The organism is Clostridium sp., assembly GCF_050717535.1.
GTDB lineage: Bacteria > Bacillota > Clostridia > Clostridiales > Clostridiaceae > Clostridium_AD.
On record NZ_JBOITM010000085.1, the window covers coordinates 17,746 to 39,737 of the forward strand.

The window sequence follows — 21,992 nt, forward strand, 5'->3', positions numbered from 1 at the left end:
GGATTGTGTGATGCTATTATGAGATGGCCTTATGTCAGGTCTTTTAATTTTTTAGAAAATAACTGTCCTATTAATATAAGTGTTATTATTACAGGAGATATTAAAAAATACAACGGTAATTAATTATACTAAAGGGAGCTAAAAAAATGCATATCATTAATTTATTTGATTTTTCAACATGGCAATGGGTAGGGGTAATAATATCAGCATTTTTAATTGGATTTTCAAAAACTGGGATTAGTGCTTTTATGCTACCCGCTATACCTATAATTGCGAGTGTGTTTGGGGGAAAAGAATCTACAGGAGTTATTCTTCCACTATTAATAATGGGAGATATTTTTGCATTATACTATTATAATAGGCATGCAAAATGGAATAATATAAAAAAATTATTACCTTGGACATTCCTAGGATTGTTATTTGGTGTCATAGTTGGAAACTATATTAACGACAAACAATTTAAAACGGTTATATCAATTTCAGTTTTACTTTGTTTGATTATTTTACTTTATAGTGAAAAAAAGGGAGAAAATTTTAAAGTCCCAGAAAATAAATGGTTTTATGCTTTTGCGGGTATTCTTACTGGTTTTACATCCATGATTGGAAATGCTGCTGGGCCTATATTTAGTGTATATTTGTTAAGTATGAACCTCAAGAAAAACGATTTTATGGGTACACTAGCTTGGTTTTTCTTTCTTATTAATGTATCGAAAGTTCCATTGCAAATTTTATTTTGGCATAATATGTCCGGTAAAACAATTTTACTTACCGTGGGCATGATACCTGCAATTGCTATAGGAGCATTTTTGGGCATGTTGATGATCAAAAAAATAAAAGAGAAGAATTTTCGATATATTATTATAGGTATGACAGCTATAGCAGCAATAAAGCTATTAATATAGAAATAGATATAACTAAAAAAGCAATCAACAATAAAGTTGATTGCTTTTTTTTATAGCCTATATTTAATTAAAAAACTAACACCCACATCTTTATTTATAGCTTCTATTTCACCATTGTAAAAACTTACAATTTTTTTACAAATAGCAAGGCCAAGACCAAAATTTCCAGTCTTATCTTTGTAGAAATTATCAAATATATTACATATATGTTCCTGTGGAATGTTAGGTCCATCATTATATATCTCTATTACTGCAAAAGAACCTTCTTTTTTTAACGTTACGCAAATGTTCTTTTTAGCATATCTAAGGCTATTATCTAAGATGTTTTCAATAGAGACCTGTATTTTATCTGCGTTTCCTATTATAAGAGCCTCTTCAATGGATAAGTCCCACACAATATTAGGATTAATTACTTTAAATCTATTTATTATATGGAAGAGTAGACGATGCAAGTTAATTTCAATATCATAAATGTTATTTTCTAAAACATAATCAAGGGTATTTAAATATAACATCTGTTTAACTTTTTTTTCTAAGCTTAAAGCCTCATCCTTTATTATTTCTGCATTTTTTTCCACTGACTCAACATACACACCATCAATAATTGCTGCAGCATGACTCATAATTACCATGATGGGTGTTTTTAAATCGTGGGATATACTTTGTAAAAACATTTTCTCTTCTTCATCCGCACGTTTTAATTCCCTTTGCATCATATTCATTGAGTCTGCTAGTCGTCCAATCTCATCTGTATTTTTAATATTTATAGGTTCTTTCCAATCTTTATGTGCTATTCTAACAGTATAATTTTCTAGTTCTTTAAGTGGTTTTGAAATATAGTTTGCAACTAATTTGGAGGTTAAAAAACCAATAGCTATAAAAACTAGGCCAATAATAAGCATAATATAAAGCATAGTATTATTTTGCATTTCAGGCATATAAGTTATTAAATATGATTTTCCAGTATCTCCATATTCGACTGAACTTATTAAAAAAATAAATTTCATGTTATTGTAGGATTCTTTAAATTGTTTTTCAACAAGAGTACCTGGTGTAATGAAACTTGACATCCACAATTTTACATTTCTATCATTTATACCAAAAGTGGGATTAGGGACATCGGGAGTATTAAGTGCATTAGTAGAATTACTAGTATTTGGTGGTAATCCGTGCCCTTTATTTATATTTATGATTTCAGTTCTATTATTTTCGTCCACATTTACAATATAATAATCGCTTCCTCTTAGATTTTTTATCTCGTCAAATCTATTTTGACCTGTAAAATCTTTAGCTTTTATTAAATAATTATGAGATACTTTGAGATCTTCAATTTTAGCTTTCTCATCTATGGTCTTAAAAGCAACTAGGTAAAAAAATGAAATGCTGAAAATTATTATAAGTATTATGATGGTAAAAGTAGTCCATATTCTCATGGTCAGTGATTTGAATTTGAAATTTACACTCTTCATAACTTGTATACCAACTTATAACCATAACCATATACCGTCTCTATAGTGAATTTATCTACTTTTTTTCTGATTCGTCTAATGGTATCATCGACTACTCTATCTGAACCGAAGTAATCATCACCCCATACCATATCTAATATTTGTTCTCTAGACACTAAATTATTTTTATTTTCAATAAAATAATAGAGAAGTTCAAATTCTTTGTTAGTTAGTATAACCTCTTCTTTCCCCAGAAAAACTGTTCTTTGTTTCTTGCTAATGCAATATCCTCCCAAATTCAAGTCATCCAAAGGCGCGTGGGTATTTTCTTTAGCACTTACAGAAACTCTTTCTAAAAGTTTATTTGTTCTAATAATTAGCTCTCTAGGTAAAAAAGGTTTTGATAAATAATCATCGCTACCAAGTTCGAGTCCAACCACACGATCAAGTTCTTCATTTCTCGCAGACATAAAAATTACCGGTGTATTTTTATTATGAGCTTTAACAGCTTTTATAATTTGATAACCATCAATATCTGGAAGCATTATGTCTAGTATCCAAAGATCAGGCAAATCTTTAATTCTTTCTAATGCGGAATTACCATTTGAAAAAGTAGTCACATCATAACCTTCACGTTGTAGGTATTTTTCTAATAATAGATTTAAACTTATTTCATCTTCAACAAGATATATTTTCTTTGACAAGTGAATCACCCCTATATGTTAATTACTGTGTTTTATTGTTTATAAAAATCATTTAATCAATAAAGAACTATAAATATCTGTTAAGTATATTTTATCACATAATTTTCAAAACATTTCAGAAAATTTATGTGAAGATTGTGTGTTATTTAAATATAGAAGGGTAATGGTCCTATAGCAAGTAACATGCCTTTAGAATAGTATGATATATATAAATATCTATATTTTAATAAAATATAAAGTGGGGTGATTCTAATAATGGCTGACTATGTAATATTTTGTATTTTGATTTTAACAACATTTCTTATTATTTCTTTCCCCATAATATTAGATATAATCAATATGAGGAAGACTCATGAGACTAGAGATACAAAAGGTTTAACTAGAAGAAGTATTACATTAGGATTAATATTTATTTATATATCCATCCAAATTTATTTAATTATTTTTAATAAGGAGACCACAATTTCAGATGAGTTTAAGACTATTATAGTTTCTGTTGTTTCATTTTATTTTGGTAAAAGCACAGCATTGGATGATCCCAATAAAAAAAGTTGAATATATGTGAATATTGACAACCTTAATAATTTTTGTTAATATTTTAAGTGAATATGCATTAAAGTTTTATAGGGTTCCGCAGTTTAAATTAATAACTGGTCTGGTCCAAGATAAAACGCACAGGTTAACTGTGTTCACGGAAGGATAAAAGCCTGGGAGATATTATTACAATATCATCTTTGGCTTTTTTTATTTTGTATATTGAAAGGAGAGAAAATTATGCAATGGTTATTTTTAGTTATAGCAGGATTTTTTGAAATGGGGTGGGCTATAGGATTAAAATATTCACAAGGATTTACAAAACCTATACCCAGTGTGTTTACCGTATTAGGAATGATAGCAAGTTTTTATTTTCTGTCGTTAGCATTGAAAAGTCTTCCAATAGGAACTGCATATGCAATTTGGACAGGAATTGGTACAGTTGGTACTGTGATTTTAGGAATAATATTATTTAAAGAACCTATGAATATAATGCGATTAGTATGTATTGGATTTATAATAATAGGAATTGCAGGCTTGAAATTGGCATCACCTAATTAATTGATCTAATAAATACAAAATCCTCTGGAGTTTTCCAGAGGATTTTGTATTCTAAATTTCTCCTTTTAATCCGATTTCTTCAGCAACACTTTGCATACCTTTTATGGTTTCACTAAGTATGTCACCAATATCCATTCCCATTCTTTCTGACCCCGAAAGAATAACATCTCTGTTCACACCAGCTGCAAAACTTCTTTGCTTGAATTTCTTTTTAACTGACTTTACTTCTAAATCAAGCACACTCTTACTTGGCCTCATAAGTGCAGTTGCTGTAATAAGCCCAGTAAGTTCATCAATAGTAAACAAAACATTTTCCATTTTATGTGTTGGTTCTATATCTATGCAAAGACCAAAGCCATGGCTCTGAACAGCATGTATGTAATCCTCAGGATAGCCCTCAGCTTCTAATATATCCCTTGCTTTAACACAATGCTCCTGGGGATACATTTCATAATCAACATCATGAAGAAGCCCAACTATGCCCCACTTATCTACATCTTCATTGTTTAACTCAGCAAAATGCCTCATAACAGCCTCAACAGATAGACCATGTTTTATCAGACTGTCACTTTTATTATATTTTTTTAATAACTCAAAAGCCTGCTTCCTTGTAGGAGATATTTTTTCCATATGTAAAACCTTCTTTCACTTAGTTAATTATATTATTTTTATGATAAATTATAGTTCAATATGAAGATTAAGTCAATTTTTACTTGTATTTATGTTTGTATTTTTTTACTCGTATTTATGTTTGTATCCAATTTACGTTAATAATAGTATACTTAAGTAAGTACGTTATTTCAAACTTGTATTACCCAATAAAATTCTAAGGAGATAAATAAATGGAATATTATTTTAATAGAATAGAAAATGTAATGCGTGGTCTTATTGAACGTAGAAGGCTTGAAAAAGTATGTTTAAACGGAACATTACCAGATGCATGTAAAGAACTGTATGATAGCTCAACAGTAATAATTTTAACAGGGTTTTATATTAGTAATGCTAGCGCAGCAGAAAATGATGGACCCTTAGGAACAGCATCCTTGGCAAATGCTCTAGAAAAGATAGGTAAAAAAGTTGTGATTTTAACCGACAATAATTGTAAAGAAGTTGTTGACATATGTATGAAGTTAATGAAAGTTAAAGCGAAACTAGAAGTAGTTCCAGGTATAGGTGAAGATAGTTTTTATTCTGAACTATTAAATAAATATAAACCAACACATATTGTTTCGATTGAGCGACCAGGAAGAGCAGTGGATAATGAATGCTATAGTATGAACGGTATAAAACTAACGAAATATGTTGCTGATTGTGATAAATTATTTTTAAGGGCACAAGAATTGGGTATAGTTACAATTGCAGTTGGTGATGGTGGAAATGAAATAGGCATGGGGAATATAGAAAATGATATAAAAAGGTATGTTAAAAATGGGGAAAAAATATGTGCAAAGAGTACTTGTGACTATCTTATTGTAGCTGGTACTTCTAACTGGGGAGCTTATGCGCTTGTCTCAGGGTTATCATTGCTTTCAAATAAAAATGTTTTTCATAATTATTATACAGAAATTAAAATGCTTGAAAAAGTAATGTCAGTAGGTGGGGTGGATGGATATACAGGCAAACCAAGTATGACGGTAGATGGTATAAAACTTAGCTACAATATAGGGCAGGTGGTTAACTTCAATTCAATTGTTGAAAGTTATCTTTCTTTAAATAGAATTAATGTAATAGAATTATAAAAGAGGGGATTTTTAGCTGAATTAATGAGAGGAAGTTATAATGATGAGTTTTTTATTTAAAGACAAAAATAAAAATAATGGAGTAGAAAAAATTGGGTTTGAAGAAGTTTTACAGGAAGATAAACTAATTAGAAGAGAAATAACCTATAGAATATTAAATACAGCAATTATATATAATGCTGAAGAGGAATACTATGATACATTGGCTACCTGTGTTAACGAAAACAATACAATAGAAACAATAAGCATAGAAGGTTTTGAAATACATGAAAATGTTATAGAGCTTAAAGGCGCATATCTTGACTATGAAGAATATGAAGAAGATTCAGAAGTTAAATATACTGGGACAATTTATTATTTATAATTAATACATAGCAAACAAAAAAACTGTGACTATTACTCACAGTTTATTATATTAAAGTAAAGGGGGACTTCGCTTTAATCGATATTTAATTTATATTTAAATAATAACATAGAATTGTGACAATAAAATGAACAAAATGTGTAGTATTTGTTAATTATTAAGAAATATAAGTTTTTATGGAAAATTAATAGAAGTATTGTAAAAAAAATGAGTACTCATTAATGAGTACCTATTTTTTTACATTAAATAATTTTTCGAAAATACCTTTTTTCCTATTTAAAATTACTTCAGCGGCGGCTTTAGCTCTTTGTCTTTCGAGGGTTTCAGTTAGAGTATTAAGTAATTGGATATCATGCTCTTTAATAGTTTCAGGTAATGATAATATGGCTTTATGTTTTTCTTGATCTTGTCTAAAAAGCACTTGTGTATTTTCTAGTAATTTATTAATATCGTAGAGCTGTCCGTCTTTTACAGTTAATTGTTCTTTAAGAAACTCGATATTATTTTTAAGTATATCAATCATATTTTCTTTTAATTGGGTTACTTCAGTAGCTGCAACTTCATCCTCGGCAGTTTGGTTATATTTTAGACATTGTTTAATTGCTTCTAAGCCTTCGTCATCTACACATGTTTTTCCATTATGGAATATTAAAAAAACTTTTATTTCAGGTAACTTCATCTTAGCATAAACAGTGACTGTACTTATTTTTAACTTTTTAGAGATTCTTAATGCATCATAGATCATGGTAATCGCCTCCTAATTTTATATAGAGTATATTCTCCATATATTTCCAAATACCTTTTTTTTGGAGTAAAATTTAATTGGATTTTGTTAAATTTAATAAGAAATAACTCAACAATTAACCAAATTAGCTAGCAATGCACTGGTCTTAGTACTGGTCTTCCCATATTAGAATATTCATTTGCTTGTTCCAATATCTCTCCTGTAACATCTAATTCATTTAAAATAGTATTACAGGTTGCAACTGTTTAAGAAATATTTTTACTGTAAATAATAAGATAATAGGAGATGTTAAAATGTCAGATAATGAAAACAAGGTATATGAAGTCCTTAAAGAATTAAATATTAATTTTGAAAAAAGAGAACATCCAGCTGTATTCACATGTGAAGAGGCGGAAGTGTTTACTGGGGATATGAAAGGCGCACATACTAAAAATTTATTTCTTAGAAATTATAAAGGCAACCATCATTATCTAATTGTGACAAAGGCTAGTAAAACATTGAATATTAAAGAATTTGAGAAAAAAATAGGCGAAAAAAATATGGGCTTTGCATCTAAAGAACGCTTAATGAAATATCTTGGATTGACGCCAGGAGGAGTTAGCATCTTTGGGTTAATTAATGATGAAGCAAATGCTGTAAAATTAATTGTTGATAAAAATATTTTGGAAAATGAATTCATTAATTCTCATCCTAACGTTAATACAGCCACATTGAATTTATCCGTTGTTGATTTAAAAAAATTTATAAAATGGAGTGGAAATGAAGTTGAATTTATGGAAATCTAATAAATAGTGTATTAAAAAAGTAGTTAAGATAGATATCTTAACTACTTTTTACTTGGGGAATATCAATTTTAAATTGATTGTGCAAAATGGCATTTAATAATATTGTTATCTTTGGAAGCTAATGTTCTAAAATGTTCTTTTAATCTTTCTTTAAAATTATCATCCATTTCAATTTTTTTTTCGTTTTTATAATGTAGACTTTTATATATTATTTTATCCTCATTCTCTTTCATATATCTATATAAAATTGTACTTAATTTTTCACCTTTGTTGTTATTCATATATCACATCTCCATAAAAGTAATTAGTGCATCAAATTTAACTTATGCACTTATTATACACTATATTACACAAAACGACAAAGTATTTATTTTTTTATGATTATCATAGTATATTATATGATTTTATTGAATAAAACCATAAAATAGTATAAAATTGCAAGAAATTTAGGCTGAATATTCCTATAATATTAAAATAAGGCAGGGATTGTCCCTGCCTTTAACTATTATGACAATAATAGTTAACTAATCTATGACTTTCTAAATGATAATGCTAATGATGAATTAAATAATACTTGTAATAATAACTTCAATGCCATAACTTAACATTCCATATCCAATCATCATTAGAAAGGCGATACCAACTCCACCCCAACTTCCGTTACCGGCTTTTATTATTTCTTGATTAATGTTTTCAGAACATTGATTATTCCTTTTAATTTTAGTTGCTACATTTTTATTTGCATATTCTATTATTATACACCATTTGTTGGATTAAAACTAAATATGAGCTGCTTGTAGTAGTGAAGAGTATTTTTAGAAACTATTAGTAATGTGGATGTAGCAAAAGTTTATTTAACACATGATTGTCGAAAAAAAAGATATTGTGTCTATAAGTTTGTTAAAAAAAATACAAAAAAAGTTGAATTATGTTATAAATGGGGTTAAAATTAGGAAATGGTTCGAAATTGTAAATGATTCAAATAATTACAGATTCAAGTTATTAATATAGCAAACCACTTTCCATAAAAGATTTCGAAACATACATTATGAAAAAAAAGGGGAGCGTTAACATGAATTTTTTTAAAAATTTAAGCGTGAGGAAAAAACTTGTATCAATATTTTCAGTAGTCTGTATTTTTATTGTTTTAATAGGAGTAGAGGGGATAGTAAGTTCAGCAAAGATAAATGAGGGCTCCAAGACTATATACAGTAATAATTTAATATCTATTAAGGATTTGGAAGAAATTAAAGGACATCTAAATGAAATTAGCGCAAACATGCTTAGAATTGTTTTTGAAAGAGATAAATCAAAATTAGATGAGCAACTAAAGGATATAGATAAATTAATAAATGACAATGTAAAATATGATAAGGAATATAGCAATCTAGCGACAACATCCATAGAAGAAGATAAGATTTATGAGGATTTCAATGATGATTTAGTAAAATATAATGAAGTAGGTACTAAAGTCATTGAGCTTGTAAAATCTAATAACTATGCGGACACAGTTAAAATTTCCAATTCAGAACTTGAGGTAATAAGAATTTCTATGATTGAGAAATTAGAGAAATGTATTACTATAAATAATCAATCAGCACAGCAGGCAAATTCAAATAATATAGCTCAATTTAATAAGGCTAAGAATTTAATTGTAATTTATACAGGAATAGCATTTTTAATTATAATCCTTCTGGCTTACATATTAACTAAAAATATAATATATCCATTAAATAAAATAAAGAACTTCGCAGTTCGATTATCCAACTATGATCTTTCTGGAACAATGACTGTTGAGAGAAAAGATGAATTTGGACAAACAGGCATTGCATTAAATATTGCTCAGGAAAATATTAAAAAATTAATAAAAGATATAATCAGCAATTCTTCTGATATGAGTGCTTCTTCTGAAGAACTTTCAGCTACGGTTGAGGAAATAACAGCTAAAATAGAAATTATAGATAGTTCAACAATGGAAATAAATAGTGCTGCTCAAGAAGCTAGTGCGACGTCAGAGGAAATAACTGCATCCATTGAAGAAGTTAATGCAAGTATGGAAGAGTTATCTTCGAAGGCTATGGAGGGTGGCGATAATGCTTCTCAAATTAAAGATAAAGCTAGGAAGGTTCAAATTTATACTAAAAATTCATTAGAGCAAAGTAATAGTATTTATGAAGAAAAAGAAAAAAATATTTTAAGAGCTATAGAACAGGGAAAGGTTGTAGATGAAATAAAAATTATGGCGGATGGAATTGAAGCAATAGCAACACAGACTAATCTACTTGCCTTAAATGCAGCTATTGAAGCTGCTAGAGCCGGAGAGCAGGGAAAAGGGTTTGCAGTAGTTGCAGATGAAGTAAGAAAGCTTGCAGAAAAATCTTCGGAAACTGTAAATAGCATTCAAGGTACTATAGCAAAAGTACAAGATGCATTTAAGAATTTATCGGAAAACAGCAATGATATACTTAAATTCATTGTAGAGAATATTAAACCTATATTAGAACAATACTCAAAATCCGGAGTGATGTATGGCGAGGATGGAGAATTTGTTAGTGCTATGTCGGAAGAAATTGCATCAATGTCAGAGGAAGTGGAAGCCACAGTAAATCAGATTAGTACGGCAGTTCAAACTCTTGCACAAAATTCACAACTTTCTGCAGAGCACACAGGAGATATTCAAATTAGTGTTGATGAAACCACAGAAGCTATGGAACAAGTATCACAAACTTCGCAAATTCAAGCAGAGCTTGCACAAAAACTTAATGAATTGGCACTAAAATTTAAGATTTAAAGGGGCTTAGGCCTCTTTTTTTTAGTTGGAAATTAGGTGTGGGAGACAATTATCCCCATTTTTATTGACTACTATCATGAAAATGAAAATTAGGGTTTCAAAAAAACAAAATAATCGATAGGGCATATGATGCCATATCGATTAAAGTGAATTTTAAAATATACTTGTCTTACTTAATTTTAAAAACCATAACCTCTTCTTCTTCTTCAATTTTACCTGTAAATTCAAAGCCAAAACTATTGTATAGATTTTTAGCTCTTGAATTTTCAGGTACTTCACTAAGATATACTTCCTGGTAATCATAATTATTAACAATGTATTCAATTATTTTTACCAAGGCTCCCTTTCCATATCCTTTTCCTTGGAACTTTTCATCAATCATAAACCTGCAAATCCAAATTTCTTTATCATCCACTTCTTCGTTAAGCATAACAAAGCCAACCATAGTTTTATCATTATAAATACACAGGGGTATGCATTTAGGTTCATATTTTGATTGTGCCAAAGAAAACGAATTAGTTGCTACAAAATTCTTTTGCGTCTTTGCAACCTTTAAACTCACACATTCCATCCAGTTATCAGAGTTTACATCCACTAAAAAAACATTCATATAAAATTCCTCCATTAAATATCTAGTGTACTTACTTGTACACTGATTGATTTTTTATAGAAAAACAAGTTATTATCGTAATATTCTGTATATATACATTTTACCTCATTAGCTATATAAAATCTACAATTAAATTGATAAGTTAGACACGTCTTACAAAAAATATATTTACCATATTTGATATATCTTTAACCTGCTTTAGTAGACTAGCTTTATGTTTGCTTTCTAGTTCTAGCTCTAGTTCTACGGACTTATCAAAGTGATCTTCAATAGACTTTTTATTTCTTCCTGTAATAATCAGTATTTCTTCTATACCTGAAGCCACAGCCTCTTCTATAATGTATTGCATTGTCGGCTTATCAACTATAGGTAGCATTTCTTTAGGTAGTGCTTTTGTAGCAGGTAAGAACCTTGTTCCAAGTCCTGCTGCCGGTATAATAGCTTTTTTAATTTTCATATAAAAAATCCCCTTTTTTCGGTGTGTTATTTTTATTGACTTAAAAAACTAGGTGAGGGTTATGCTACTTTTTTAGTATAAGGTACTGATTTTCCAATTGTACCAAAAACCCAAAATCTGTATCCTAAAAAATTAACTACTTGTGCGAGTATCATAGAGATGATTTTTGCAAAAAAAGGACTCATAGAACCATAAACCATAAATATACTTAAGCCTATTAAGCTTACACCTAAAGATGCTGAATTAACTACAATAAATTGAACGATTTCTTTTGTTGTTTTCTTACTAGTTTTTGTATCATTAAATGTCCAAAATTTATTTAGAGTGTAACTATTTAATGTTCCAGCTGAATATGATAATATCTGACTTATAACAAAGTTAACACCAAATAAACTATTTAGTAGAGAAAACATTCCAAAATCAATTATAGTATTTAAGCCACCTACACAGCTAAATCTTAAAATATGTTTAAACTTTTCATTATTCATAAAGGTATTATAAAGACTTTTAACAGTATTCATATGTTCAGCTCCTTTTAAATTACTATATTTAAATGGTAACAGAAGAATGTATAAGAATTATCAAATGATTATGTGAGAAATATGGTAAAATAAAATAACAATGTAAGTTAATATACAAATTGACTTTAAAAGCTAATATAAAGGAAAAATTAATCATAAAAAGTACGAAAGTTAAATGGGGGCTAATTATGAAAATTAAAGTTGGTTTATCGAAACAAATATCTTATATTTTACTGCTTGCCATTGGTTCAATGCTCATAAATGGTTGCGATGTGCAATCCAAGCAAGAAATGAAAAGTATTATTAGCAATATTAAGGAATCGCCTGAAGTTATAGCCGTAAGGAAGTCTAAAATGGAAGATGGTGTAATCTTAGGTGACCTTATTGATGCAGGTATATCGGATACAGTTTGGAAAATTTATGACCCTGCTGAAGATGGAAATAAGTATGTTACCATCACGGGCAATGTTTTGTATCTTGACAAACCGGTAGTTGTAAAAATTCAGTATCGGATGTATGATAATGGAAAAATAAAATTTAATGCTATGGAATATAATGATGTTCCACAAAATGATATTATCACCGCAGCTATGTTTAATTATCTTAATGATGAGTACAAGGCTAAACTTAAACCTAAAAATAAAGATTAAAGACCAGGGACTCATATCTTAATACAAAATAAAGGGGACAAGAATAATGTCAGAATGTATTTTTTGTGATTACAGTAAATCAGAAATAATAGTAGAGAATAGATTGACCTATGCTATACTTGATCATTTCTCAGTAAATAATGGTCATTGTTTAATTATACCCAAGAGGCATTTTGCTGATTTTTTTGAGGCAACTGAGGAAGAAATCAAATCAATATATAGCTTAATGCATGAAGTAAGAGAAATGTTTGATATTCAATATGAACCAGCAGGATATAATATAGGCATAAATGTTGGAACTTATGCTGGACAAACTATAAATCACTTACATGTGCATTTGATTCCTAGATATATAGGAGATGTAACTGATCCAAGGGGTGGGGTTAGGAATTTAAAAGGAAATTTGGTGGAATATAATGGATAGGCAATTGATGCTTATCCATTTTCTTTTGTTCCTTGGATTTTACTTACCTATTTTAAATTGTGTAAATCAACTCATAAAGCTTAACTTAAAAATATATAGTAAATTAATTCGTGGTTTATATATCCATTTTATGTATATTATAGTACAATTAAATAAATGTTTTGTACAAGTAAGCACATTAGATGTAATTGGGGGGAAGTAATAAAAATGAGTTTTTTATTTAAGGAACAAAAAGCAAATAACCCAGTGGAAAGAAATGAATTTGAAAATATTGTAAATGTAGATAAATTAATTAGAAAGGAAGCAACCTTTAGAATATTAAATACCACAATAATATATAATGCGGAAGAAGAATATTATTATACATTGGCAACCTGCGTTAATGAAAATAGTGTAATAGAAACAATAAGTATAGAAGGTTTTGATATACACGAAAACGTTATAGAACTTAAAGGTGCATATATAGACTATGCAGAGTATGAAGAAGACTCAGAAATAAACTATACTGGAACAATATATTATCTGTGATTTCATGAAGGATAGGCACTTAGTGTTTATCTTTTTTGCTGAATTAAATTCTAATTAAAATATTGTTAAATTTAATTAGAATCTAATTAATACTTAACTCCAGTATCCAGCCATAAGCTGGATACATTGCCTTTGCAGAGTTAAGGTACAGTTAAAGCCCTTGTCAAATTTAAGTAGAAAACCAATGCTTCTAGGAATTTCCTTTAAGGTCAAGCAAGTGTTGGTATTGCCAAGTACGTTCCTTGGATATGCTGGTGGCGGCATAATTAGCGGCATGAACAGCATGGCCAGCAACGTGGACGGTGGCAGCTGCATGACCAGCAGCACGAGCAACAGCAACAGCGACACTTCCCTCATCAGCATCTCTAGCAGCGGCATGAGCAGCAAATGCAGCAAAACGAGCTTCGCTTACAGATACCTTTCCATGCACCCATGCACGACCTGCTTCTATAGCTTTTCTTGGCCTATTATCTTCAGGATATTCCTCCTCAAAATGTGATAGTACATGCTCTGCACAATCAGTAGCCCAGGTTACTAAAGTTATTTGGTCCATCGTGCCTGTAAGTTCTTCTATCTTATTCTTTAGGTCCTTATCTTCTTTTTTATCTAAAAAAGTCATTTTTCCCATGTTAATCCTCCTAAAATTAGAGTAAAACTAATATAATCTTTATTTTGTTCTACTAATATTGTAACACCCATAAGTGGTTACATCAACATTTCTTCTTAATTCACAGTATTGGCCTAATTTTCTAAATACTATGATAGAATAGGTTAATAAGATTTAGAATTTAGGATTTTATTATTGGGTTGATATTATTAGTAAATAAATACTTATGTAATAGAATCAGTTAAATATTGAAAATATCGTTTAGGAGAGAGTATATGAGACAACTAAAAAATTCGCATAAATTTACAATAATTTCAGAAGCATTTAAATTTATAACAAATATAGTAGTTCCATTTATTATATTTTCCGTATCAATGGCATTAATAGGTTATAAAGTTCCTGGAAAGTATGGAGGCGATTATACAGTAGTATTAGTAATAATCGCTGCTGTGGTCCTAGTTATTATTTTAGCTACAGTAAAATGGAAGAAAAACGTGTATTACTTAGATGATGATGTTTTGTCTATTAAACATGGAGTTTTTATGACTCATGAGAGAATAGTATCTTTTGCACAAGTGCAAAGTGCAGATATAACATCTTCGGTAGTACAAAGGTTATTTAATGCGTGCAAACTTGAAATTGATACTGCTAGGGGAGAAGAAAGAACTGACATATCTATTTTTTTATCCAAGAAAGAAGCATTGAGAGTGAGAAATATAATATTTAAAGAAACTATAAATAGTGAGGACATTGAAATTATGGAAGTTGAAAACATAAAAAAAATCAATTGTTCAATAAAAGATTTATTAATGATCGGATCAATATCTAGTGGTATTTTAGCAGGAATTTTTATAATTATAGGCATTTATTTTAAGATTGAGGATATAGCACCTAAAGGGTTTATGAGAAAGGTTCAAGTATTTAGTGAAGATACGATTAAAGGCCTTAATAAAACAAGCATAATAAAATATAAAGTAGCACTTATTTTCATTATGTTGTTTATTTTATGGATGATATCTGTTATTGCAACTATAATAAAATATTACAAATTTACAGTTATAAGAAATGAAGATAATATTAAACTATCTTACGGATTATTTAATAAAAAAGAAGTAACTATTCCAGTAAAGCAAATTCAAAGTCTAACACTAGTAGAGGGAGTTATTAAAAAGTCATTAGGTTACTTTTCTTTAAAAATTGACACTGCAGGTTATGGAGAAGTTGGAGAAGGTAGAGGAAGCACTGTGATTTGTCCTAGTGGAAAAAGAGAGGTGATCAATAAAATTTTCCAGGATATTCTACCAGAAATGAATATAACTTATGACTTAATGAAGTCTCCTAGGGAAGCTTTAATGGGATTTCTTTTATTTAGATTATCAATTGAATGTATAGTAATGTGCTTAGTAGCTAGTTATGTTCCTTATGGATATTATATATTTCTATTAGGACCTATTTTAGGGATTTGGCACTATATAAGTTTTATGGACAATGGTTTATATTTGGATAAAAATTTTGCTATTTTGAGATACAGAAATTTAGCAAGAAAAACTGTTATAATAAAAAGAGATTGTATTAAGTCAATTCAAAAAGAACAAAACACTTTCCAAAAGAAAAAGGCTATTGCTAGATATAATGTAATTATACATGGAGATGGTTTTGGTAAATTATACAGTGTTGGTTATATGGATGAAAATTATGGAGGTACCTATGAAAGTAGGTAATTTAGTTGTAGAAGGAGAAAACATCAGAAAAATAAGTGATATTTTATAAATCACTTAAGTATATGGTTTATCTATAGGTAAAGGTAAATCCATTTGAATTGTGAATTAGATTTAATGAAAATTTTCTTATATAATATTACATGTTAAAAGTAAAAAAACAGGAGGTATTATATGAGAAATAAAAAAATCGTTATCACAATTTTTTGTGCACTATGTATTGCATTAAACATTGTACTTGGAATAGTTACTTCAAGTTTAAAATTGCCATTATACTTAGATACAATAGGAACAATACTAATAGCAGTGTATTTTGGACCATGGTATGGTGCTGCAGTAGGTGCATTAACTAATATAATCACTGGAATAATATTTAACCCAAAAGATATACCTTTTTTTATTGTAAGTGTAGCAGTAGGATTAATAGTGGGGTTTATAGCTAAGAAATTCAAATTTAATTTAGTCACGGCTATAATTACAGGACTAATTTTAAGCGTGATTTGTCCATTAATAGGAACACCTATTGGGATTTGGGTGTATGGAGGATTAACTGGAACAGGCACAGATTTCTTATTTGTATGGCTTAAAGAGAGTGGGAATAACATATTTGTATCTTCCTTTATAGCTAAAATTACAAGTAATTTTTTAGATAAAATTGCTTCTTGTATTCTAGTATGAGGATTAATAGAGGGAATGCCAAGAAAATTTAAAAAAGATAGGCTTTTTAATGAAGGCTTTTAATTAATATTACTGAAAAATAAACTCCGCATATGACCATGCGGAGTTTATTTTTAATTTAAAATACAGATAAAGATTATATTTTAAAATATGAGGCAAACGAATTTATTAACCAATTAAACTAGAAATGGTTAGGCGTTTAGGGGGTACTAAGTCTTTTCCCTGTTACAAATTTATCTTTATAATACCCTGACAATTTAGATATTTTTATAACATCGTTTTCCTTAGGAGAGTGAATAAACTTATTATTTCCAATATATATACCCACATGAGATACTTCATTGGGCAGAACGGGATCCGTCGTAAAAAAAACTAAATCACCTATTTGAAGATTATTTATATTAACAGATACACCCTTATTTACTTGATCCATTGTTGTTCTAGGCAAAGTTATGCCAAAATTTTTATAAATATATTGCACAAATCCTGAACAATCAAAACCGCCACTTATATATTTCCCGGTAATATCCGATAGGGCTGGTGTTGTTCCACCCCATAAATAATGCATTCCTAAAAATGTGGATGAATAGGAAACTAAATCATCTTTATTTATTAATATATCGTATTGGGGGCCATGTGAAACATATTGGGGCTTTTTTAATGGAGTTTCAAAGCTGGAGAAAATAGTAAAAATCATATATATTAGTATTAGTACGGCAAAAACAAAGGTTACAAACCAAAGATTTATTGAATATCTTTTCTTAAAGGATGTTCTCATAATTTATCCCCCTGTAGTGGTCAAAAATATCCTATAATAAATTACTAGAAAAGTTCTAATAATATTCTATAATCTTTAGAAAAATTCATTTAAGTTTAATTATATACTAGATATTAAAGGGAGAAATTTTAATGAGTGATTGTATGATATATTTTTTTATCTTTCTTTGTTGTTGTCTAAAATTATTTCATCTAATGATTTTTTAGGTACATGGTGAATCGCTTTTTCATCTCGCCAGTACTTAATACCTGTAGACAAACTAACTTCGTCAATAACAACGGTTTCTTTAGGTTTTCCTAAAGCTATAACTAAATTAATTTCGAAATTTTCATCTAAGTTAAGTACAGAAGACAGTTCAACTTTATTAATATTAGCAATCATGCAACCACCTAAAGATTTTTCTACAGCTCCTAGTAGGATGCTTTGAGCTGATATACCTGTATCTAAAGATGGTTTTTTACTAATAGATAAATCGTTGAGTATAACTATATATGCACTGGGTTTTTCGCCTTCTATAGGGCCATTCCAATCTTTTAGGTAACCAGCCCATCCTAAGGTTTTAAATATGCTCTCATTTTTAACAAGGTCATTTGATATAATATACTTCAGTGGTTGAAGGTTTGCAGCTGAAGCTGATAACCTTGCAAGGTCAATTAATTCTTTTAAAGTACTAAGTTCTATTTCTTCATTCTGATAAAATCTTCTGTACGATCTATTTTTTAAAACCAAATCTTTAATCATTTTACACCTCCATAAATTTAAAATTATTGTATACATTATAGTCAAAATAAAAATATATATCAACTAAAGTATCCATATATAATAGCAAATGTATAATAGCAAATTCAAACTTTTATATTGTAAGTTATCATAATTCTTAAGCTTTATTTAAGTGTTTTTTAATCTGTTTTTAATCTTACCAATATATAATATGAATTGTGGGAAAATATATATAAGAATCCTAAAACGAAAGGGGAAAAAACATGGATATTCCAATCAACTTTATAAATGGAATAATGCATATTGATAAGTATTTAACTTTACTAATACAGCAGTATGGGTTACTAACTTATATTATAATTTTTTTAATCATATTTATTGAAACAGGATTGGTTGTTATGCCATTTTTGCCAGGAGACTCAATGTTATTTGCAGCAGGAGCATTGGCAGGAATTGGATCGATGAATATATTCACTCTTTTTGTAGTAGTGTATATTGCAGCAGTACTTGGAGATAGTACTAATTATCATATTGGTAAAAAAATAGGTAAAAAAATATTGGAGAAAAAAGAATTAAAGTATATTAACAAAGAGCATTTGGAAAAAGCTCAGGATTTCTATGAAAAGCACGGTTCAATGACAATAGTAATCGGACGATTTATTCCTATAATTAGAACCTTCGTACCTTTTGTAGCTGGTATCGGAGAAATGAATTACTCGAAATTTATACCTTACAATATAATTGGTGGGGGACTATGGGTAAGTTTATTTTTAGGCGGGGGTTATTTCTTTGGTAACCTATCATTTATAAAAGAGCATTTTTCTTATATGTTAATAGCGATAATAATAATTTCTTTACTACCTGCAGTTATAATGTTTATAAAAGAAAAAAGAAAAAAAGGTGAAAATGATGATAATGATATCTATAATACAGAGATTTGATAGTTTAATATTATTGTATATAAAAGATAATATGCATGGAACTATTATGGACAAAGTTATGGTTGCATCGTCATACTTAGGTGATAATGGAATGATATGGATTATAATATCAACAATCCTTATAATAAGCAAAAGATATAGAAAAATAGGGTTTATGGCTTTAGGAGCTTTAATATTAAGTTCAATTTTAGGAGAAGAAATATTAAAAAATGTATTTAAACGTATAAGGCCAGAAGCAGGTGACCTTTTGATTGCAAAGCCGTTGTCCTATTCATTTCCATCAGGGCACACTACTTCTTCGTTTGCAGTTGCAGGAGTACTAGCAAAATATTTTAAAAAGTATGCATTTGGGTTTTTAGGTCTGGCATTTTTGATAGCTTTTTCAAGATTATATTTATATGTACATTATCCTACAGATATTTTAGCGGGCATAGTTTTAGGACTTATGTGCAGTAAAATAGTAATTTACTGCTTTAATAAAGCAAATGTTAATAATGGTAATGACAGGGCCGGTATTTAAGAGAAAGAGTCAACGGATGTTTTAGCTGGAGCTATAATTGGGGTGTTATGTTCAAAAATAGTTTTTAGTATTTTGCAACAAGGATATATCCAAAAGTTCGTTGAGTTTAAAATTTCAGGTTGAGTTAGTTATTTATTAAGAAAAAGGATGGTATTTATGAAAGAAATAAAGAAAAGCAGAAAAACTAACACAGGTACAAGCATACTTGTTTTATTATTTATAATATTTGAATTAGGTTTTACCGCTGTTACAGGCCCATTTATGCTTTATTATGGACCGTTTGAAAAGGTGAAGAGCACAGTGGTAGGTGCAGCGATGACTACTTATACATTACAATGGCTAGCAACATCATTTATATCAGATGAAAAAATAAAACAAATCATGAGTGAACAAACAGTAGCCGTTATAGCTCAAGATAATTTGAATGGTGTAGATTCCGGTGTAAATGTAAAAAGTAAAAATGATAATACTATTGAAAGATATGATGTAACAGGGAAAAAATTTAAAGGGTATTTATTAGTAGTTAATGATCCAACTAGATTAAAAGTTGGTTACAGTAATAAGCTCGGCAATGAAGGGGAGCTTACTAGTGATATTGCAAAAGATAATAATGCCATTGCAGCAATTAATGGTGGCGCGTTTACCGGTAAAGCTTCTGAATCGATGCAGACTGGAGTGGGGGCAAATCCTTCTGGAGTTATAATCTACAATGGAAAAATTGTTTATGACGGTATGAATAATGAAGATCAAAAGAGACAAGCTGTAGCAATAACTAAATTCGGAAAGCTGTTGGTTGGTGCTTATTCCCTTAAAGAAATGAAAAAATTTGGAGTAACTGAAGCAGTATCATTTGGACCAGCCATGATAGTTAATGGTGAAAAAACTATAACTAAGGGTGATGGGGGCTGGGGTATTGCACCCAGAACATGTATTGCACAAAGGAAAGATGGAGCAATATTATTATTAGTTATTGATGGAAGAGAACTAGGAAGTATAGGGGTTACTTTAAGAGAGGCACAAGACATATTGTATGACTATGGTGCGTATAATGCTACTAACTTAGATGGAGGCTCTTCTTCTACATTATTTTATAATGATGAGGTTATAAATAATCCTTGCGGCAAATCCGGTGAGAGAACTGTACCTTCAATTATCTATGTGGAAAAGAGAAAATAATAAAATTTTATCAGGAATATCTAACATTAAAGGAGAAGGCATTATGAAATGGAAGAAAAGAATAGGTATATGGATAGTATTATCTTTATCTCTGCAATTTTTAGGCCTCTTTTATATAAATCACTATTTTTTAGCTACTGATTCTAAAGTGGTTACTAAAAAGTTTGTTTACGATAAAAGTAAAATAGTTAAAAATAAGGATATTATTGTACCAGCAAATGCAAAAACTATATCAGTATCTTATGATGCTAAATATTTATCGTATTTTGAAAATGAGGAATTAAAAATTATTAATTGTAGCGATGGAAAAATTGAAAATATAAAGGCGGAAGATGGAACTAAAATTTCTTTTTTCAAATGGCTTCCTGATAGGAATAGAATGCTATTAGTAGAGAAAAAAAGTGATGCTAAATCTAGTGACTTGGTATTATATTCTTATGATGTATTAAAAAGTGAAAAAGTGAAAATAAAAGAATTAGCATTGGGCGGTATAAATTCTGAAGTGAAAGATATTAAATTATCACCTTTAACAGGAGTTACTTATGTATTGGTGATAAGTGGAGATAAGAGTAGTAGTATATATAGAATCGACAGAATGGGTGAAATGACAAAAACGAGCACAATACCTAGTTCTGTGGGTAATATGGCAGCAGTGCGCCATGAAGATAAATTGGTGTATGAAGGGTTAGTTTACAATAAAATATATGCTACAAGTGGTGACCAACCCATAAGTATTAAAGGTGTAGAAAAGCTTACGTTAATTGGTACTGACTTTGAGGATAACATGTATCTTGGAGAAGTGAAAAATAATTTAGTGACCAAAATTTATTACGGTAAAATATTAGAGGACACCGGGAAATGGAAAGTTTTAAATTTACCAATACCTTGTACAAAGGATGATTTATTTATTTCATCTGATGGTAAAGTTTATCAAAATGATGCACCAAAAAGTGTAATAAAAGAAGTTGATTCTGGAGCTCAAACTAGCTATGAGGGAAAAATATTACAACTATATACTAAAGGAATTGTAATTTTATTAAATAGTAAAATATCTTTTGTTGCTTTTAAGTAGTATTAAATGAATAAGAATA

26 protein-coding genes, 1 pseudogene and 1 riboswitch are annotated in these 21,992 nt (G+C 29.2%); of the genes and pseudogenes, 16 read left to right on the forward strand and 11 right to left on the reverse strand.

The window, feature by feature from the left end; genetic code table 11:
* Positions 1-146: 146 nt before the first annotated feature.
* A complete protein-coding gene (locus ACREVU_RS18150; RefSeq protein ID WP_431553007.1) occupies positions 147-902 on the forward strand; it encodes a sulfite exporter TauE/SafE family protein in 756 nt (251 codons plus the stop codon).
* Between the two features lie 50 nt (positions 903-952).
* On the opposite strand, the gene ACREVU_RS18155 is transcribed toward ACREVU_RS18150, so the two are convergent.
* Complete coding sequence (locus ACREVU_RS18155) at positions 953-2,371, reverse strand: sensor histidine kinase (RefSeq protein ID WP_431553008.1); 1,419 nt, start codon at positions 2,369-2,371, stop codon at positions 953-955.
* Positions 2,368-3,054: a response regulator transcription factor gene (locus tag ACREVU_RS18160; protein WP_431553009.1), complete on the reverse strand. Its 687-nt coding sequence runs from the start codon at positions 3,052-3,054 to the stop codon at positions 2,368-2,370. Before ACREVU_RS18160 ends, ACREVU_RS18155 begins: the two co-directional genes overlap by 4 nt.
* A 255-nt stretch (positions 3,055-3,309) precedes the next feature.
* Between ACREVU_RS18160 and ACREVU_RS18165 the strand changes: the two genes are divergently transcribed.
* Positions 3,310-3,609, forward strand: a complete 300-nt coding sequence (locus ACREVU_RS18165) for a hypothetical protein (RefSeq protein ID WP_431553010.1) — start codon at positions 3,310-3,312, stop codon at positions 3,607-3,609.
* A 57-nt stretch (positions 3,610-3,666) separates the two neighbouring features.
* Positions 3,667-3,770, forward strand: a riboswitch (guanidine-I (ykkC/yxkD leader).
* A gap of 58 nt (positions 3,771-3,828) precedes the next feature.
* Positions 3,829-4,149 (forward strand): quaternary ammonium compound efflux SMR transporter SugE, encoded by a 321-nt coding sequence (sugE, locus tag ACREVU_RS18170; RefSeq protein WP_431553011.1) that lies wholly within the window; start codon positions 3,829-3,831, stop codon positions 4,147-4,149.
* 51 nt (positions 4,150-4,200) lie between these two features.
* On the opposite strand, the gene ACREVU_RS18175 is transcribed toward sugE, so the two are convergent.
* Positions 4,201-4,779: an HDIG domain-containing metalloprotein gene (locus tag ACREVU_RS18175; RefSeq protein WP_431553012.1), complete on the reverse strand. Its 579-nt coding sequence runs from the start codon at positions 4,777-4,779 to the stop codon at positions 4,201-4,203.
* 212 nt (positions 4,780-4,991) lie between these two features.
* Between ACREVU_RS18175 and ACREVU_RS18180 the strand changes: the two genes are divergently transcribed.
* Positions 4,992-5,888: a DUF4392 domain-containing protein gene (locus tag ACREVU_RS18180; RefSeq protein ID WP_431553013.1), complete on the forward strand. Its 897-nt coding sequence runs from the start codon at positions 4,992-4,994 to the stop codon at positions 5,886-5,888.
* Between the two features lie 40 nt (positions 5,889-5,928).
* Positions 5,929-6,252 carry a hypothetical protein gene (locus tag ACREVU_RS18185; RefSeq protein ID WP_431553014.1) on the forward strand — a complete coding sequence of 108 codons (324 nt, stop codon included), beginning with the start codon at positions 5,929-5,931 and terminating at the stop codon, positions 6,250-6,252.
* A gap of 229 nt (positions 6,253-6,481) precedes the next feature.
* Here the strand turns inward: ACREVU_RS18185 and ACREVU_RS18190 are convergent, their stop codons facing one another.
* Complete coding sequence (locus ACREVU_RS18190; RefSeq protein ID WP_431553015.1) at positions 6,482-6,997, reverse strand: hypothetical protein; 516 nt, start codon at positions 6,995-6,997, stop codon at positions 6,482-6,484.
* Between the two features lie 293 nt (positions 6,998-7,290).
* Here ACREVU_RS18190 and ACREVU_RS18195 point away from each other — a divergent pair, with 293 nt between their 5' ends.
* Positions 7,291-7,782 carry a prolyl-tRNA synthetase associated domain-containing protein gene (locus ACREVU_RS18195; RefSeq protein ID WP_431553016.1) on the forward strand — a complete coding sequence of 164 codons (492 nt, stop codon included), beginning with the start codon at positions 7,291-7,293 and terminating at the stop codon, positions 7,780-7,782.
* Positions 7,783-7,850: 68 nt separating this feature from the next.
* Here ACREVU_RS18195 and ACREVU_RS18200 read toward each other — a convergent pair whose 3' ends face one another.
* Positions 7,851-8,063, reverse strand: a complete 213-nt coding sequence (locus ACREVU_RS18200) for a hypothetical protein (RefSeq protein WP_431553017.1) — start codon at positions 8,061-8,063, stop codon at positions 7,851-7,853.
* Between the two features lie 791 nt (positions 8,064-8,854).
* Here ACREVU_RS18200 and ACREVU_RS18205 point away from each other — a divergent pair.
* Positions 8,855-10,573, forward strand: a complete 1,719-nt coding sequence (locus ACREVU_RS18205; protein ID WP_431553018.1) for a methyl-accepting chemotaxis protein — start codon at positions 8,855-8,857, stop codon at positions 10,571-10,573.
* 169 nt (positions 10,574-10,742) lie between these two features.
* On the opposite strand, the gene ACREVU_RS18210 is transcribed toward ACREVU_RS18205, so the two are convergent.
* From ACREVU_RS18210 to ACREVU_RS18220, 3 genes and pseudogenes are all read right to left on the reverse strand, one after another.
* Positions 10,743-11,183, reverse strand: a complete 441-nt coding sequence (locus tag ACREVU_RS18210; protein ID WP_431553019.1) for a GNAT family N-acetyltransferase — start codon at positions 11,181-11,183, stop codon at positions 10,743-10,745.
* 148 nt (positions 11,184-11,331) lie between these two features.
* Positions 11,332-11,640 (reverse strand): annotated as a pseudogene (locus ACREVU_RS18215) (sugar phosphate nucleotidyltransferase); the annotation flags it as partial.
* A gap of 59 nt (positions 11,641-11,699) precedes the next feature.
* On the reverse strand, positions 11,700-12,161 hold the full coding sequence (locus ACREVU_RS18220) for a GtrA family protein (RefSeq protein WP_431553020.1): 462 nt from the start codon (positions 12,159-12,161) through the stop codon (positions 11,700-11,702).
* Between the two features lie 188 nt (positions 12,162-12,349).
* Here ACREVU_RS18220 and ACREVU_RS18225 point away from each other — a divergent pair, with 188 nt between their 5' ends.
* The 3 genes from ACREVU_RS18225 to ACREVU_RS18235 all read left to right on the forward strand — a co-directional run bounded on the left by ACREVU_RS18225 (position 12,350) and on the right by ACREVU_RS18235 (position 13,763).
* Positions 12,350-12,811 carry a hypothetical protein gene (locus ACREVU_RS18225; protein ID WP_431553021.1) on the forward strand — a complete coding sequence of 154 codons (462 nt, stop codon included), beginning with the start codon at positions 12,350-12,352 and terminating at the stop codon, positions 12,809-12,811.
* 46 nt (positions 12,812-12,857) lie between these two features.
* Positions 12,858-13,235 (forward strand): HIT family protein, encoded by a 378-nt coding sequence (locus tag ACREVU_RS18230; protein WP_431553022.1) that lies wholly within the window; start codon positions 12,858-12,860, stop codon positions 13,233-13,235.
* Positions 13,236-13,442: 207 nt separating this feature from the next.
* The gene (locus ACREVU_RS18235; RefSeq protein WP_431553023.1) at positions 13,443-13,763 is read left to right on the forward strand and encodes a hypothetical protein; all 321 of its coding nucleotides are present in this window, start codon (positions 13,443-13,445) and stop codon (positions 13,761-13,763) included.
* A gap of 190 nt (positions 13,764-13,953) precedes the next feature.
* Here ACREVU_RS18235 and ACREVU_RS18240 read toward each other — a convergent pair whose 3' ends face one another.
* Positions 13,954-14,391, reverse strand: a complete 438-nt coding sequence (locus ACREVU_RS18240; RefSeq protein WP_431553024.1) for a putative immunity protein — start codon at positions 14,389-14,391, stop codon at positions 13,954-13,956.
* Between the two features lie 254 nt (positions 14,392-14,645).
* Here ACREVU_RS18240 and ACREVU_RS18245 point away from each other — a divergent pair, with 254 nt between their 5' ends.
* Together ACREVU_RS18245 and ACREVU_RS18250 are read left to right on the forward strand one after the other, a co-directional pair.
* Positions 14,646-16,091 (forward strand): PH domain-containing protein, encoded by a 1,446-nt coding sequence (locus tag ACREVU_RS18245; RefSeq protein WP_431553025.1) that lies wholly within the window; start codon positions 14,646-14,648, stop codon positions 16,089-16,091.
* A gap of 171 nt (positions 16,092-16,262) precedes the next feature.
* Positions 16,263-16,766, forward strand: coding sequence for a CD3073 family putative ECF transporter S component (locus tag ACREVU_RS18250; RefSeq protein WP_431553026.1), 504 nt, complete (start codon positions 16,263-16,265; stop codon positions 16,764-16,766).
* A 199-nt stretch (positions 16,767-16,965) separates the two neighbouring features.
* Here ACREVU_RS18250 and ACREVU_RS18255 read toward each other — a convergent pair whose 3' ends face one another.
* Together ACREVU_RS18255 and ACREVU_RS18260 are read right to left on the reverse strand one after the other, a co-directional pair.
* Positions 16,966-17,544, reverse strand: a complete 579-nt coding sequence (locus ACREVU_RS18255; RefSeq protein ID WP_431553027.1) for a C40 family peptidase — start codon at positions 17,542-17,544, stop codon at positions 16,966-16,968.
* 156 nt (positions 17,545-17,700) lie between these two features.
* Positions 17,701-18,285, reverse strand: a complete 585-nt coding sequence (locus tag ACREVU_RS18260; protein ID WP_431553028.1) for a nitroreductase family protein — start codon at positions 18,283-18,285, stop codon at positions 17,701-17,703.
* 242 nt (positions 18,286-18,527) lie between these two features.
* Here ACREVU_RS18260 and ACREVU_RS18265 point away from each other — a divergent pair, with 242 nt between their 5' ends.
* From ACREVU_RS18265 to ACREVU_RS18280, 4 genes are all read left to right on the forward strand, one after another.
* Positions 18,528-19,205 carry a VTT domain-containing protein gene (locus ACREVU_RS18265; RefSeq protein WP_431553029.1) on the forward strand — a complete coding sequence of 226 codons (678 nt, stop codon included), beginning with the start codon at positions 18,528-18,530 and terminating at the stop codon, positions 19,203-19,205.
* Positions 19,180-19,725: a phosphatase PAP2 family protein gene (locus tag ACREVU_RS18270; protein ID WP_431553030.1), complete on the forward strand. Its 546-nt coding sequence runs from the start codon at positions 19,180-19,182 to the stop codon at positions 19,723-19,725. Before ACREVU_RS18265 ends, ACREVU_RS18270 begins: the two co-directional genes overlap by 26 nt.
* Before the next feature lie 156 nt (positions 19,726-19,881).
* On the forward strand, positions 19,882-20,901 hold the full coding sequence (locus ACREVU_RS18275; protein ID WP_431553031.1) for a phosphodiester glycosidase family protein: 1,020 nt from the start codon (positions 19,882-19,884) through the stop codon (positions 20,899-20,901).
* A 43-nt stretch (positions 20,902-20,944) separates the two neighbouring features.
* A complete protein-coding gene (locus tag ACREVU_RS18280) occupies positions 20,945-21,973 on the forward strand; it encodes a hypothetical protein (RefSeq protein ID WP_431553032.1) in 1,029 nt (342 codons plus the stop codon).
* The last annotated feature ends 19 nt before the right edge of the window (positions 21,974-21,992 follow it).